We start from the raw sequence: 13,450 nt of genomic DNA, 5'->3' as shown, positions 1-13,450 counted from the left end.
CAATTAAAAATAACCTGATGGGACACACCGATATGAAGGCGCAAGACGTACTCGATTTCTGGTTCCTGCCGCGCGATGATGCCGGCTACGGCAAGGCGCGGCCCGAATGGTTCCGCAAGGACGCGGCATTCGACGCGCAGATCCGCGAGCGCTTCGGCGCGGCGATCGCGCAGGCGATCGCCGGCGGCCTGCGCGAATGGGACATCGAGCACGGCGCGCAAGGCACGCTGGCGCGCATCCTGGTGCTCGACCAGTTCACCCGCAACGCCCACCGCGACACCCCGGGCGCGTTTGCCGGCGACACGCTGGCGCTGGCCGCCGCGCAGCAGCTGGTCGACAGCGGCGCCGACCGCACGCTCGAGCCGCAGCAGCGCGCCTTTGCCTACATGCCCTTCGAGCACGCCGAGGACGCGCGCATGCAGCAGTGCGCGGTCGACCTGTTCACGCAACTGGCGGGCGAACATGAAGGCTTCGCCGAGATGCTCGACTACGCGCACCGCCACCGCGGCGTGATCGCGCGTTTCGGCCGCTTCCCGCACCGTAACCCCATCCTCGGCCGCGCCTCCACCCCCGACGAGCTGCAGTACCTGAGCCAGCCCGGCGCCGGCTTCTGATGACGCCTACCCTGAACATCGTCGGCGCCGGGCACGTCGGCCGCACCCTGGGCCGGCTGTTCGCGGCGCAGGGCGTGTTCGAGGTGCAGGACGTGCTGACCCGCTCGATCGACAGTGCCGGCGCGGCGGTCGCTTTCATCGGCGCGGGCCGCGCGCTGGCGCAGGTGGCGGATTTGCGCCCGGCGCAGGTCTGGATGCTGGCCGTCGGCGACGACCAGATCACGCCGGCTTGCGCGGCGCTGGCCGCGGCCGGCCTGTTCGACAACGCCATCGTCTTCCACTGCAGCGGCGCCAAGGCCTCCGGCGAACTGCAGGCGGCCAGCCGGGCCGGGGCGCTGGTGGCGAGCGTGCACCCTGTGCGCAGCTTTGCCGATCCGGCAGGCGTCGCCGCCGCCTTTGCCGGCACCTGGTGCGGGGTCGAGGGCGATGCGGGCGCGCTGGCGCAACTGGCGCCGGCTTTTGAAGCGATCGGCGCGCAGCTGGTGACCATTGACGCCGCCGCCAAGACGGTCTACCACGCCGCTTCCGTGTTCGCCTCGAACTACCTGGTCACGGTGCTCGACGCCGCGCTGCGCGCCTACAGCGCCGCCGGCGTGCCGATGGAGGTGGCGCGCGAACTGGCGCGGCCGCTGGCCAGCGAGTCGCTCGCCAACGTGTTCCGGCTCGGCCCGGCGGCTGCGCTCAGCGGCCCGGTCGCACGCGGCGACGTCGCCACCGTCGCGCGCCAGCAGGCGGCCGTGTCCGGCTGGGACGCGCCGACCGGGCGCCTGTACGAAGCCCTGGTCGAGGCGACGACCGCGCTGGCCGAGCGCAAGCGCCGCGGCGAACCCTGATTCATTACCTTGCGCGCTGCGCGCATTTTCCTGTCGAACGAACGAGGAGTATCGATGTATCTGAGTGCCTGGGCCACGCTGGCCGTGCTTGGCGTGTATTTCTGGACCGGCGTGGTCGCCGGCATGGCGCGCGTGCGCTACAAGGTACCGGCGCCGTCGATGGAGGGACCCGAGGCCTTCCAGAGCCGCCAGCGGGTGCAGGCCAACACGCTCGAGCAGCTGCCGCTGGTGCTGGTGCCGCTGTGGCTGTGCGCCTGGTACCTGGGCGACGCTTGGGCGGCCGCCGGCGGCATGCTGTGGTGCGTCGCGCGCGTCCTGTATGCGCTCGGCTATTACCGCGATCCGGCCAAGCGCGAACTCGGCTTCGTTCTTGGCATGCTTGCGTGTGGCGCTCTGGTCGCAGCCACGGTCGTTGGATTATTGATGCACTAGAGCAAGAATATTGCATCCAGGCATCGACAAAGTACTTAAACAGAAATAAGCTTGTCTGCTGAAAACGTCAATACCCGGCGGCTGGTGCGCGTCGCACCCGGGCCGGCTCGACGCAGGAGGCAGCATGTTGTTTTTGAAGAGTACCGCAAGCACCAAGGCTCCGGGCATCTATGAAGTCGATGTCGCCGCGAAGCCGCCGGGCAAGACCTTTGGCGTGTATCTCGCGACCGATCCCGACAATCCGCCGCATTCGGTGCTCGCGGCCCTGGCCGAGCTGGGCTTCAAGGGTTTTTACCAGAAGAGCTATACGCACCGCGACGGTGGCCGCGTGCTCGACTTGCACTTCGAGAAGGCCGGCACCGACCTGTTCAAGGGCTGGAAGGCCGAGGAGTGCAGCGCCAACCTGGCCGCCATCGACACCCTGTTCGGCCACGTCGGCATTGCCGTGGCGCCGCGCGTCATGACAATGGCCGAAGCCTACGCCTGAACTCATCTATACGCCGACTTCGATGTGGTAGAGCGCCCAGGGACAAGCGCCAAAGCGCTGGTTGACCGGCAGCGCCGCCATCTCCGGCACCCGGTCGGCGTCGAATACGGCCCACAAGGGCCCCAGTCCTCCCAAGGCCATCGGCGCGCCGTCCAGGTGGGTGGCGACGATGAAACGCTGTGCGCGCGCCTGCCGCACGCCGATCACGGCCGCATAGCCGTCGACCGCGCGCAGCGCCAGGCGCGTAGCGTCATTCAGTTTCGCGCCGGCCAACGCCAATACGTCCAGCAGCAGCGGTCCGCGCAAGGTGTGCGGCTTGCCGTCGTATTCCAGCGTCGGGCGGATGGTCTGCGCCGGCAGGCGCGCCAATGCGGCGAAGTCGAGCGCGCAGGCACTGGTAAACGCCAGCTTGTGCTTGGCCATCATCTGGTCGAGCGCAGGATCGAGCGCGCCGCGGTTGGGGCGCGAGATCGCTCCGGTCATGGTCAGCAGTGCCGGGCCGTTGCCTGGCCCGGCCTTGGGTGCTGCCATGGCTGGCAGGGAGGGCAGGGCGGCTGTTGCCAGTGCCGCGCCGAAGAACGCGCGTTTGTTCATGCCGTGTGTCGTCGGTGTGGAGGAAAGCACATGATAAGCGTTAAAGTTGCCGAATGGACCTGTTCGACTCTCCCGGCACGCTGGTGCCGATTCCCATCGAGGATGGGGCATTAGCCTTGATGGCGCGCCTGCCCCTGCCGTATCCGACTGGCAATATCTTCATACGCCTGCGCGACGAGACGCCCTGGCGCCAGGACAGTATCGTTCTTTTCGGCAAGCAGCACCTGCAACCGCGGCTGACTGCCTGGCATGGCGACGCCAGTTATACCTATTCCGGCCTGCGCCTGGGCCCGCTGCCGTGGACGCCGCTGCTGGCCGAATTGCGCGCGGCAGTCGAGGCTGCCTGTGGCTGCCGCTTCAACAGCGTACTGCTGAACTATTACCGCAATGAACGCGACAGCATGGGCATGCACAGCGACGACGAACCCGAACTGGGACCGGAACCGGCGATCGCTTCGCTCAGTTTTGGCGCCACACGCAGCTTCATACTGCGGCATAAACGCAACAAACGCACAATCAAGCTCGACCTGCATGATGGCAGCTTGTTATTGATGAGTGGAAGCTTACAAAGTAACTGGCTCCACGGCATCCATAAAGCCGCGCGCTCCCTCGGAGAACGCATTAATTTAACCTTCCGGTTCATCGCGTAATGTGACGTCTTCACACGTCAATTTGACGCCAAAATAACTGAACCGTAAGTCATTTATGTTACGTTTGCTTACAGTTCTTACGGGATTGGCACTGCCTTAAGCTTTTGACCAGTGTTATCTTGGACTCATCGCGATTCACTTAGGAATGGCGAGCCAGTCTAAAAACGTCAAAAAGGATTCCGTATGAAAAAGCTCATTTTTGCACTGATCGCAGGTACCGCCGTCATGACCGCCGCCCAGGCCCAGTCCACCATCACCCCGCGCCCCTACATCGGTATCGGCGCATCCGGTGCCGACCGCGAGTACAACGTCCCGGGCGCCGCCATGGTCGACAACGACGGTTACAAGTTTTCGGGCAAAGTCTTCGGTGGTGCTGAACTGAACGAAAACTTCGGCGTCGAAGCGGGCTACACCGACTTCCGCAAGGCACGTGGCACCTACAACCTGAACGGCGCTACCGCTTCCACCGAATCGGATGGCTACGGCGCCTACATCGCCGGTACCGCACGCGCACCGCTGAACGACAAGTTCTCGGTCTACGGCAAGCTGGGCGTGACCCACACCAAGGCGGAGCTGGATTCGGCTACCCCGGGCCTGAGCCGCAGCGAGAGCGACAACGGCGCCTACGGTGCGCTGGGCATGCAGTACAACGTCAACCAGCAAGTGTCGCTGATCGCCGAGTACGAGCGCTACGGCAAGAAAAAAGACTTCGGTCCGAAGCCGGACGTCTTCACCGTCGGCGCCAAGTACCAGTTCTGATCGACGCGTCATGTAACGACAAAGGGCCCTGCGGGGCCCTTTTGTTTTGCCGGCGTTGCTGGCGATCGAGCGGGTAGCGTCGCTTGGGCGCTCCGTGCTCGCCCATCACGGTCGATGTCAGGGATGCGCCCCCAGGTGCAGCGCCGCGGGTGGGGGCGCCAGCGGCCGCGTCCAGGGCGGCAGCACCAGCGATTCCGGCGCGCTGAAACCGGAGGCGAGGAAACGGTGCAGCGAGGACCAGGGCCAATCGCAGGCGCCTTGGCACAGCCCGTGGCGCACGGCATTGGTGTGCATGTAGTCGATCAGGGTCGCATAGTCCCGTTCGTCCTGGATGCGGTATTGCTGGTATTGGCGCTCCCAGATCGCGCCCTCGGGAGAATTTCCCAGCCGCGCCTTGCGCAAGGCCTTCGAGAACGCGATCTTCACCGCACGCCAGCGGCTCGAGCAGTCGTGGTCGCCCGGCGGCAGGGTCCACATCGCGTGGGCGTGATCGGGCAGGACGACCCAGCCGTCGACGTGGAAGGGCCGGCGCACGCGCGCCTGGCGGATCGCGTCGCCGAAGGCCGAAATATGGTCCGTCAGGAGGGAACTGCCACGGTCGAGCAGCCGAACCGTGAAGAAGAAGGTCCCACCGGGGACCCGGTTGTCGCGGTAGTCTGTCATGGGCAAAGTGTGCCGGTCGACGATGGGGTCCATGTCGACTGGCGCAAATGGGAGGCGGGAACTTTTAGCCTCATCAACAGACGATTCTACACATGCTCTGCCGTCGACCGCGATCCGTTTCCGCGAATAAAAAAACGCCCGGAAATCCCAGGCGTTCTTGAATTTTCCGCCCCCGACAGGAGCATGAAAAAAGGCTTAGCTCGACAGCGGCTTGTAGCGAATCCGCTTCGGCTTCGCGCCTTCTTCGCCCAGGCGCTTCTTCTTGTCGGCTTCGTATTCCTGGTAGTTACCGTTGAAGAAGGTCACCTGCGAGTTACCCTCGAAGGCCAGGATGTGGGTCGCGATACGGTCGAGGAACCAGCGATCGTGCGAGATGACCATCACGCTGCCGGCGAATTCCAGCAGGGCGTCTTCCAGCGCGCGCAGGGTTTCCACGTCGAGGTCGTTCGACGGTTCGTCCAGCAGCAGGACGTTGCCGCCTTGCAGCAGGGTCTTGGCCAGGTGCAGGCGGCCGCGTTCGCCGCCCGACAGGTTGCCGACGATCTTCTGCTGGTCCGAGCCTTTGAAGTTGAAGCGGCCGAGATAGGCGCGCGACGGCATCTCGAAGCGGCCGACGCTGAGCAGGTCGGCGCCGCCGGTAACGTCCTCGAACACGGTCTTGTTGTTGGCCAGCTCGTCGCGGCTCTGGTCGACCAGCGAGACCTTCGCCGTCTGGCCGATCACGACTTCGCCGCTGTCCGGCTGTTCCTTGCCGGCGATCATCTTGAACAGGGTCGACTTACCGGCGCCGTTCGGGCCGATGATGCCGACGATCGCGCCCGGCGGGATCGTGAACGACAGGTTGTCGATCAGCAGGCGGTCGCCGAAGGCCTTGCTGACGTTCTTGAACTCGATGACGTCGTTGCCCAGGCGTTCGGCCACAGGGATAAAGATCTCCTGGGTCTCGTTGCGCTTCTGGTATTCGTATTCGGACAGTTCGTTGAAGCGGGCCAGGCGCGCCTTGGATTTCGCCTGGCGTGCCTTCGGATTCTGGCGCGCCCACTCGAGTTCCTTGGCCAGCGCCTTCTGGCGCGCCGATTCGGTCGCTTCTTCCTGCTTCAGGCGCGCTTCCTTCTGCTCCAGCCAGGACGAGTAGTTGCCCTTCCAGGGGATGCCATGGCCGCGGTCCAGTTCCAGGATCCACTCGGCGGCGTTGTCGAGGAAGTAGCGGTCGTGGGTGATGCCGACCACGGTGCCCGGGAAGCGCAGCAGGAACTGCTCCAGCCACTCGACCGATTCGGCGTCCAGGTGGTTGGTCGGTTCGTCCAGCAGCAGCATGTCGGGTTTGCTCAGCAGCAGCTTGCACAGCGCCACGCGGCGCTTCTCGCCGCCCGACAGCACGCCGATTTTCTGGTCCCAAGGCGGCAGGCGCAGCGCGTCGGCGGCCATTTCCATCTGCAGGTTCAAGTTGCCGCCATCGGCCGCGGCGATGATCGATTCCAGGCGCTCCTGCTCTTTGGCAAGGGCGTCGAAGTCCGCGTCTTCTTCCGCATAGGCGGCGTACACGGCTTCCAGCTTGGCTTGCGCCTCGAAGGCTTCACCCAGGCCCGATTCGACTTCCTGGCGCACGGTCTTTTCCGGGTCGAGCTGCGGTTCCTGCGGCAGGTAGCCGATGTTCAGTCCCGGCATCGGGCGCGCTTCGCCCTGGATGTCGGTGTCGATGCCCGCCATGATCTTCAGCAGGGTCGATTTACCGGAGCCGTTCAGGCCCAGCACGCCGATCTTTGCGCCCGGGAAGAACGACAGGGAGATATCTTTCAGAATCTGGCGTTTCGGCGGGACGATTTTGCCCACGCGATTCATGGTATAGACGTAATTTGCCATCTTAAGTAACTGTTATGTAAATCAAGGTGCACAGCATACGATAGAAGGGCGCCAAAGACACCCTTTATCGCGAAATGTAAAGATTCAGCCGCGGTTTTGCCGGGACCTGATCAATCCTTCTCCCGCAAACAGGATCAATGCCGCCCAGATCAGCGCGAAACCGACCAGGCGGTCGGCCGTGAAGGCTTCCTTGAACAGCAGCACGCCGAGCAGGAACTGGATGGTCGGCGCCAGGTACTGCAGCAGGCCGAGGATCGACAGCGGAATCTGGCGCGCGCCGCTGGCGAACAACAGCAGGGGAACGGCCGTGATCGGACCCGCCGCAATCAGCAGCCAGCGCGTGGCGTCCGAGGAAGTATTCAGGAAGGCATTCTCGCCATGCAGCGTGAGCCAGCCGACATAGATGGCCGCGATCGGGAACAGCACCATGGTCTCGAACGACAGTCCTTCCAGGGCGCCGAGCGCGGCGGTCTTGCGCAGCAGGCCATAGGCGCCGAACGAGGCTGCCAGGCACAGGGCAATCCAGGGCACCGCACCGGATTGCCAGGTCAGCCAGGCCACGCCCAGCGCGGCGATCGCGATGGCGCTCCACTGCACGCGGCGCAGGCGTTCCTTCAGCAGCAGGTAGCCGAACATGATGTTCACCAGCGGATTGATGAAGTAACCGAGGCTGGCCTCGATCACGTGGCCGTTGTTAACGGCCCAGATGTACAGCAGCCAGTTCGCGCTGAGCAGCAGGGCGGAAGCGACGAAACTCCAGAATACGCGCGGCTGGCGCACTTGCTCCAGCCAGCGCCACTGGCGGCGCAGGGCGAGCACGATCAGCAGGAAGGCCAGCGACCAGATCATGCGATGCGCCAGGATCTGCATGGAAGGCACTTCCTTGACGGCGTGGAAATATAAAGGGAACAAGCCCCAGCACAGGAAGGCCAGGGCGGCGGAAATGATGCCGGTACGCATGGGAAATGGGATGAGGAGGGTTGTCAGGTCAGCATTATCGGCGAAGTGGCGCGCGCTTGCCGGAGGCGCCCCCGTTTTGGTGCAGGGCGCCCGGCTTGCAGGGCTAACGCGCGACCGTCCGCGGCCTCTTCGGGCAAACTTGCAACACTTCCCGCCGTGATGCGCCGGTCCGCTGAATACTGCTTGCAATTTTCTTGTCGTTATTTTATGGTGCGCCGCACCAGAACAACAATATGGTGCAATCTTGACGTCGCAAAATAACAAAAGCAGCCTGGCGGCACTGACGCTGGCTGCCGTTGGCATCGTCTACGGCGATATCGGTACCAGCCCGCTGTACACGCTCAAGACCATCTTCGACCCCACCCACGGCCTCGCGCTGAACACCCCCAACCTGCTCGGCATTATCTCCCTGATCTTCTGGGGGCTGACGCTGATCGTCTCGCTGAAATACGTCACCCTGGTGCTGCGTGCCGACAACCGCGGCGAGGGCGGCATCATGGCGCTGATGGCGCTCACCCTGAATTCCGTCACGCGTACTTCGCGCTGGCACTACCCCTTGATGGTGGTCGGCGTGTTCGGCGCCACCATGTTCTATGGCGACAGCGTGATCACCCCGGCCATTTCCGTGCTGGGCGCGATCGAGGGCCTGGAAGTGGCCACGCCGGCGCTGTCGCACTACGTGGTGCCGCTGGCGGTGGTGGTGCTGGTCGGCCTGTACAGCCTGCAGCGCCACGGCACCGCGGGTATTGGACGCTGGTTCGGTCCGGTGATGATCGTCTGGTTCGCCGCACTGGCCATCATGGGCGTGATCAACATTGCCAAGGCGCCGGTGATCCTGGAAGCGCTCAACCCGCTGCACGCGGCGCGCTTCATGATCGAAAACCGGTTCATCGCCTTCGTCGCGCTGGGCGCGGTGGTGCTGGCGCTGACCGGCGCCGAGGCGCTGTACGCCGACATGGGCCACTTCGGCAAGAAGCCGATCCGCGTAGCCTGGTTCTTGATCGTGTTCCCGGCCCTCGCCCTGAACTACCTGGGGCAAGGGGGCTTGCTCATCACCGACCCGACGGCGGTGGAAAATCCCTTCTTCCACCAGCTCGGCACCTGGAGCGTCTATCCACTGGTGATCCTGTCGACCATGGCGGCGGTGATCGCTTCCCAGGCCACCATTTCCGGCACCTATTCGATGACCAAGCAGGCCATCATGCTGGGCCTGCTGCCGCGCATGCGGATCATGCACACGTCGGAAAGCGAGATCGGCCAGATCTACATCCCGGCGGTAAACTGGCTGCAATTGGTCGTCGTCCTGATCGCCGTGATCGGCTTCGGCTCGTCGGACCGCCTGGCCGGCGCCTACGGCATCGCGGTCACCGCGACCATGCTCGCCACCACGCTGCTGACCTTCTTCATCACCCGCTACCGCTGGCGCCTGCCGCTGGTCGTGTGCATCGGTGCCACCGGCTTCTTCATGCTGATGGACATCGCGCTGTTCTCGGCCAGCACCCTGAAACTGCTGCACGGCGGCTGGTTCCCGCTGCTGCTGGGCGCCGTGCTGCTGACCGCGATGCTGACCTGGAAGCGCGGCCGCGAACTGGTGTTCGAGAACCTGGAAAAGCACGCGATCCCGCTCGATGCCTTCCTCGATTCCCTGTTCGTGGCGCCGCCGGCGCGGGTGCCGGGCACCGCCATCTTCCTGCGCGGCGAAAGCGACGGCGTGCCGCACGCGCTGCTGCACAACCTGTCGCACAACAAGGTGCTGCACGAGCGCGTGGTGTTCCTGACCGTGCACATCCGCGAAGAACCCTGGGTCGCGCTGTCCGAGCAGGTGCAGGTGGTCGACCTGGGCCATCACTGCTATCAGCTCAACATCCACTACGGCTTCAAGGATGAGCCGGATATTCCGGCCGTGATGGCACATTGCGCCACGCTCGGCTTGAGCTTCGAGATGATGGAGACCTCGTTCTTCATCGCGCGCCAGACCGTGATCTCGACGCCGGGCCGGGGCATGGCGCCATGGCGCGAGCACGTGTTCGCGACCATGTCGCGCAATGCGCGCGCCGCCGCCGACTATTACCAGATTCCGCCGAACCGGGTGATCGAGCTCGGCACCCAGGTCGAGATCTAGTACAAAAAACCTACAAAAAGCGGACAAACTCGCCGCTAGCCCTCGGGTAAGGTGCAGTGTTTCCTATAAAACATATGCACACTGATCCGGGGAGAAGAGAATGCGATTCAAGTTTCCGCTGATGGCCGCCGCCTGCGCGGCCGTAATGAGCCTGACGGCCTGCGGCGGCAGCGGTGGCGACGCCGAAGACGAGGTCATCAGCGTACCGTCGGCGCTGAAGATGACCGACACCGTGGTCGGCACCGGCGCCGAGGCCGTGAACGGCAAGAAGCTGACCGTCAAGTACACCGGCTGGCTGTACAGCACCACGGCGGCGGACAACAAGGGCAGCCAGTTCGAGACCGGCACCATCGGCTTCACGCTGGGCGTCGACCCGGTGATCGCCGGCTGGACCCAGGGGTTGCCGGGCATGAAGGTCGGCGGCAAGCGCACCCTGCACATTCCGGCCAACATGGCCTACGGTAAAAGTGGCCGCGGCCCGATCCCGCCGAACAGCGGCCTGGTGTTCGACGTCGAGCTGCAGAAGGTCGAGTAAGGCCTGGGCGGGCGCCGATGGCGTCCCGTCCTACGACGTGCCGTGCGCACCTTTCCCTTGTGTAGGATGTAACAAGGCCCGATGGCCTGCGTTCGTCGAACCAAGGAGCACAAACAGCATGTCGCAACACATTACCCCGCAGGAAATCGAAGCACTTACTCCCCGCCAGCGCGTCTTCGCCATCGTCGGCGCGTCGTCGGGCAACCTGGTCGAGTGGTTCGATTTCTATATCTATTCGTTCTGCGCGCTGTATTTTTCGGCCGCATTCTTCCCGTCCGGGAACCCGACTACCCAGCTGCTGAATACCGCCGGCATCTTCGCCGCCGGCTTCCTGATGCGTCCGATCGGCGGCTGGATGTTCGGCCGTATCGCCGACCGCTACGGCCGCAAGAACTCGATGCTGATCTCGGTGCTCATGATGTGCGGCGGCTCGCTGATGATCGCAGTGCTGCCGACCTATGCCCAGATCGGCACCGCGGCACCGGTCCTGCTGCTGCTGGCGCGCCTGTTCCAGGGCCTGTCGGTGGGCGGGGAATACGGCACCAGCGCCACCTACATGAGCGAAGTGGCGCAGCCGGGCCGGCGCGGTTTCTTCGCTTCCTTCCAGTACGTGACCCTGATCGGCGGCCAGTTACTGGCGCTGCTGGTGCTGGTGGTGTTGCAGCAGTTGTTCACCGAAGCCGAACTGAAGGCCTGGGGCTGGCGTATTCCCTTCGTGCTGGGCGCCTGCGCGGCCCTGGTCTCGCTCTACCTGCGCCGCTCGCTGACCGAGACCACCAGCGCCACCGAGCGCAAGCGCAAGGAAGCCGGCAGCGTGGCCGCGCTGCTGAAGGACCATCGGCGCGCCTTCATCACCGTGCTCGGTTTCACCGCCGGCGGCTCGCTGATTTTCTACACCTTCACCACCTACATGCAGAAGTACCTGGTCAACACCGTCGGCATGGATACCAAGACCGCCAGCGCGATCATGACCGTGGTGCTGGTGATCTACATGTGCCTGCAGCCGGTGTTCGGCTCGCTGTCCGACCGCATCGGCCGCAAGACCTCGATGATGTGGTTCGGCGGACTGGCCGCGATCGCCACCGTGCCGATCATGACCGCCCTGCGCGGCGTCGCCAGCCCCTTCATGGCCGGCGTATTGATCGTCTGCGCGCTGGCCATCGTCAGCCTGTACACCTCGATCAGCGGCCTGATCAAGGCCGAGATGTTCCCGGTCGAAGTGCGCGCCCTCGGCGTCGGCCTGTCGTATGCGGTGGCCAACGCGATCTTCGGCGGTTCCGCCGAATACGTGGCGCTGTGGTTCAAGCAGGCCGGGATGGAATCGAATTTCTACTGGTACGTCAGCGTGATGTGCGCGATCGCCTTCATCGTGTCGCTGCGGATGCCCGACCCGTCCAAGTCGGGCATGCTGAAGTAAGGCGCATCAGCGCAGCATGTCGATGTGCAGGATGCCGTCTTCGTCGTAAGGGGCGGAGACGGTCTCGAAGCCGAAGTCCTGGTAGAACTTCTCCAGGCGCTGCTGGGCGCCGATGCGGATGCGGTGGCCCGGGTGCAGGCGCTCGGCATACTGGATGCCGTGCGCGACCAGCTCGCGCCCGACGCCGGAGCCGCGCACGTCGTTGGTGGTGAGGATGCGCCCCAGGCTCATCTCGTCGTATTTCGCGCCCGGCGCCAGGCAGCGCAGGTAGGCGACCAGTACGCGCCGGCCGCCGATGTCGCGCCAGCCCAGCAGGTGGTGGGCGTCGAGGTCGTAGCCGTCGATGTCCGGATACAGGCAAGTCTGTTCCAGGACAAATACCTGCTGGCGCTGGGCCAGCACTTCGTACAGCTGCGCGTTGGTCAAATCGGCGAAGCCGCACCACTGCCATTCGATCATGTGGGTTTCCAATCAGGTGAAGAAGAATCAGGCCGCCGTCTCGAAACCTTCGAGCACGTTGACCGTGTGGATGCCGATGTCCTGCCCCAGGCCGCCCTCGAACACGAAGGCGGTCGGCAGGCCCAGCCAGGCGATGCGCTCGCCGATGCGCAGGAAGTCCGCGCCCTGCAGGCCGAATCCGCCCTCGCTTGCCGCGGTGTCGACGCCGAGCGAGACCACCAGCGCCTCGGGCGCGAACATGCCCAGCTTGATGCAGGCCGTCTCCAGCGCCGCCATCCATTGCTGTGCGCCGGCCGCGCGCGGCAGCGGCAGGTTCATGGTGTAGCCGAGCCCTTCGCCGCTGCCGGTTTCCTCGGCATAGCCAAGATAATAGGGGTAGTCGCTGCGCGGGTCGGCGTGGATCGAGACGAACAGCACGTCGCTGCGGCCATAGAAGATGCCCTGGGTGCCGTTGCCGTGATGGTAGTCGAGGTCGAGGATCGCCACGCGCCGCAAGCCGTCGTCGAGCAGGTGCTGGGCGGCCAGCGCCGCGTTGTTCAGGAAGCAGGCGCCGCCGAAGAAGTCGGTGCCGGCATGGTGGCCCGGCGGGCGGGTCAGCGCGAAGCTGCCGCGCTCGCCCAGGCGCAGCGCGTGGGCCGCGTTGATGGCGCAGTCGGCGCCGGTCTTCGCCGCGTTCCAGGTGCCGGCAGTGAGCGGGGTGCCGCTGTCCATCGAGTACAAACCGAGCCGGCCGTGAAACGCGTCCGGCTCGATGTCCGCGCGCATGCCGCGGATCGGCCAGCTCGCGGGCAGGGCGTCCCTGTCCGCATTGGCCGGATCGAGCGCCAGCCATTCGCTCCAGGCGCTGCGCAGGAAGTGCAGGTAGCGCGGGCTGTGGATGCGCTCCAGCGAGACCAGCGGCACCCGGTGCGGGGTGACGATCTCGCCTAGTCCGCGCCGCTGCAGTTCGGCCAGCACCAGGTCGATGCGCTCGGGCTTTTCACGACAAGGCACCATGTCGCCGCGGTGGCATTCGCGCCGCGCGCGGTGCTGGGCATGGTGTTCGTTGTAAAAAGTGAGCAA

At 64.8% G+C, this 13,450-nt stretch carries 15 protein-coding genes; 9 read left to right on the top strand and 6 right to left on the bottom strand.

Translation table 11 applies throughout. The features are described 5' to 3' along the window. Positions 1 to 17: 17 nt before the first annotated feature. The 4 genes from ACFOPH_RS18245 to ACFOPH_RS18230 all read left to right on the top strand — a co-directional run bounded on the left by ACFOPH_RS18245 (position 18) and on the right by ACFOPH_RS18230 (position 2,366). Positions 18 to 614, top strand: a complete 597-nt coding sequence (locus ACFOPH_RS18245) for a DUF924 family protein (RefSeq protein ID WP_379736797.1) — start codon at positions 18 to 20, stop codon at positions 612 to 614. Further along, the gene (locus tag ACFOPH_RS18240; protein ID WP_379736795.1) at positions 614 to 1,447 is read left to right on the top strand and encodes a Rossmann-like and DUF2520 domain-containing protein; all 834 of its coding nucleotides are present in this window, start codon (positions 614 to 616) and stop codon (positions 1,445 to 1,447) included. The genes ACFOPH_RS18245 and ACFOPH_RS18240 overlap by 1 nt, the downstream gene beginning before the upstream one ends. Before the next feature lie 54 nt (positions 1,448 to 1,501). Further along, positions 1,502 to 1,879: an MAPEG family protein gene (locus ACFOPH_RS18235; protein WP_312551648.1), complete on the top strand. Its 378-nt coding sequence runs from the start codon at positions 1,502 to 1,504 to the stop codon at positions 1,877 to 1,879. A 124-nt stretch (positions 1,880 to 2,003) separates the two neighbouring features. Continuing rightward, entirely contained in the window at positions 2,004 to 2,366 is a 363-nt protein-coding gene (locus tag ACFOPH_RS18230; RefSeq protein ID WP_379736793.1) for a hypothetical protein, read from the top strand. A 6-nt stretch (positions 2,367 to 2,372) separates the two neighbouring features. On the opposite strand, the gene ACFOPH_RS18225 is transcribed toward ACFOPH_RS18230, so the two are convergent. Next, positions 2,373 to 2,960: a molybdopterin-dependent oxidoreductase gene (locus tag ACFOPH_RS18225; RefSeq protein ID WP_379736791.1), complete on the bottom strand. Its 588-nt coding sequence runs from the start codon at positions 2,958 to 2,960 to the stop codon at positions 2,373 to 2,375. Positions 2,961 to 3,013: 53 nt separating this feature from the next. Here ACFOPH_RS18225 and ACFOPH_RS18220 point away from each other — a divergent pair, with 53 nt between their 5' ends. Further along, entirely contained in the window at positions 3,014 to 3,610 is a 597-nt protein-coding gene (locus ACFOPH_RS18220; RefSeq protein WP_379736789.1) for an alpha-ketoglutarate-dependent dioxygenase AlkB family protein, read from the top strand. Between the two features lie 183 nt (positions 3,611 to 3,793). After that, positions 3,794 to 4,369: a porin family protein gene (locus tag ACFOPH_RS18215; protein ID WP_312551657.1), complete on the top strand. Its 576-nt coding sequence runs from the start codon at positions 3,794 to 3,796 to the stop codon at positions 4,367 to 4,369. 117 nt (positions 4,370 to 4,486) lie between these two features. On the opposite strand, the gene ACFOPH_RS18210 is transcribed toward ACFOPH_RS18215, so the two are convergent. The 3 genes from ACFOPH_RS18210 to rarD form a co-directional block, all read right to left on the bottom strand. Further along, positions 4,487 to 5,032 carry an REP-associated tyrosine transposase gene (locus tag ACFOPH_RS18210; RefSeq protein ID WP_312551658.1) on the bottom strand — a complete coding sequence of 182 codons (546 nt, stop codon included), beginning with the start codon at positions 5,030 to 5,032 and terminating at the stop codon, positions 4,487 to 4,489. A 195-nt stretch (positions 5,033 to 5,227) separates the two neighbouring features. Next, entirely contained in the window at positions 5,228 to 6,895 is a 1,668-nt protein-coding gene (gene ettA, locus ACFOPH_RS18205) for an energy-dependent translational throttle protein EttA (RefSeq protein ID WP_312551659.1), read from the bottom strand. Positions 6,896 to 6,979: 84 nt separating this feature from the next. Further along, positions 6,980 to 7,855, bottom strand: coding sequence for an EamA family transporter RarD (rarD, locus tag ACFOPH_RS18200; RefSeq protein WP_312551660.1), 876 nt, complete (start codon positions 7,853 to 7,855; stop codon positions 6,980 to 6,982). 244 nt (positions 7,856 to 8,099) lie between these two features. On the opposite strand from rarD, the gene ACFOPH_RS18195 reads away from it, so the two are divergent. The 3 genes from ACFOPH_RS18195 (at position 8,100) to ACFOPH_RS18185 (ending at position 11,929) form a co-directional block, all read left to right on the top strand. Next, entirely contained in the window at positions 8,100 to 9,977 is a 1,878-nt protein-coding gene (locus ACFOPH_RS18195) for a potassium transporter Kup (RefSeq protein ID WP_312551661.1), read from the top strand. 100 nt (positions 9,978 to 10,077) lie between these two features. Continuing rightward, complete coding sequence (locus tag ACFOPH_RS18190) at positions 10,078 to 10,512, top strand: FKBP-type peptidyl-prolyl cis-trans isomerase (protein ID WP_312551662.1); 435 nt, start codon at positions 10,078 to 10,080, stop codon at positions 10,510 to 10,512. A 118-nt stretch (positions 10,513 to 10,630) separates the two neighbouring features. Then, a complete protein-coding gene (locus ACFOPH_RS18185; protein ID WP_312551663.1) occupies positions 10,631 to 11,929 on the top strand; it encodes an MFS family transporter in 1,299 nt (432 codons plus the stop codon). A gap of 6 nt (positions 11,930 to 11,935) precedes the next feature. On the opposite strand, the gene ACFOPH_RS18180 is transcribed toward ACFOPH_RS18185, so the two are convergent. Both ACFOPH_RS18180 and ACFOPH_RS18175 read right to left on the bottom strand, forming a co-directional pair. Next, positions 11,936 to 12,388, bottom strand: a complete 453-nt coding sequence (locus tag ACFOPH_RS18180; RefSeq protein WP_379736785.1) for a GNAT family N-acetyltransferase — start codon at positions 12,386 to 12,388, stop codon at positions 11,936 to 11,938. 27 nt (positions 12,389 to 12,415) lie between these two features. Beyond that, the gene (locus ACFOPH_RS18175) at positions 12,416 to 13,450 is read right to left on the bottom strand and encodes a histone deacetylase family protein (RefSeq protein WP_379736783.1); all 1,035 of its coding nucleotides are present in this window, start codon (positions 13,448 to 13,450) and stop codon (positions 12,416 to 12,418) included.

The sequence above is a fragment of the Massilia haematophila genome, from assembly GCF_042647645.1.
Lineage (GTDB): Bacteria > Pseudomonadota > Gammaproteobacteria > Burkholderiales > Burkholderiaceae_D > Telluria > Telluria haematophila.
This window is presented reverse-complemented; position numbering and strand designations above follow the sequence as displayed.

Bases quoted from the DNA above. Each gene is read 5' to 3' on its own strand.
- ACFOPH_RS18210 (WP_312551658.1), bottom strand. From the start codon at position 5,032: ATGACAGACTACCGCGACAACCGGGTCCCCGGTGGGACCTTCTTCTTC.
- ACFOPH_RS18220 (WP_379736789.1), top strand. From the start codon at position 3,014: ATGGACCTGTTCGACTCTCCCGGCACGCTGGTGCCGATTCCCATCGAG.
- ACFOPH_RS18190 (WP_312551662.1), top strand. From the start codon at position 10,078: ATGCGATTCAAGTTTCCGCTGATGGCCGCCGCCTGCGCGGCCGTAATG.
- ettA (WP_312551659.1), bottom strand. From the start codon at position 6,895: ATGGCAAATTACGTCTATACCATGAATCGCGTGGGCAAAATCGTCCCG.
- ACFOPH_RS18180 (WP_379736785.1), bottom strand. From the start codon at position 12,388: ATGATCGAATGGCAGTGGTGCGGCTTCGCCGATTTGACCAACGCGCAG.
- ACFOPH_RS18230 (WP_379736793.1), top strand. From the start codon at position 2,004: ATGTTGTTTTTGAAGAGTACCGCAAGCACCAAGGCTCCGGGCATCTAT.
- ACFOPH_RS18225 (WP_379736791.1), bottom strand. From the start codon at position 2,960: ATGAACAAACGCGCGTTCTTCGGCGCGGCACTGGCAACAGCCGCCCTG.
- ACFOPH_RS18215 (WP_312551657.1), top strand. From the start codon at position 3,794: ATGAAAAAGCTCATTTTTGCACTGATCGCAGGTACCGCCGTCATGACC.
- ACFOPH_RS18235 (WP_312551648.1), top strand. From the start codon at position 1,502: ATGTATCTGAGTGCCTGGGCCACGCTGGCCGTGCTTGGCGTGTATTTC.
- ACFOPH_RS18240 (WP_379736795.1), top strand. From the start codon at position 614: ATGACGCCTACCCTGAACATCGTCGGCGCCGGGCACGTCGGCCGCACC.
- rarD (WP_312551660.1), bottom strand. From the start codon at position 7,855: ATGCGTACCGGCATCATTTCCGCCGCCCTGGCCTTCCTGTGCTGGGGC.
- ACFOPH_RS18185 (WP_312551663.1), top strand. From the start codon at position 10,631: ATGTCGCAACACATTACCCCGCAGGAAATCGAAGCACTTACTCCCCGC.
- ACFOPH_RS18245 (WP_379736797.1), top strand. From the start codon at position 18: ATGGGACACACCGATATGAAGGCGCAAGACGTACTCGATTTCTGGTTC.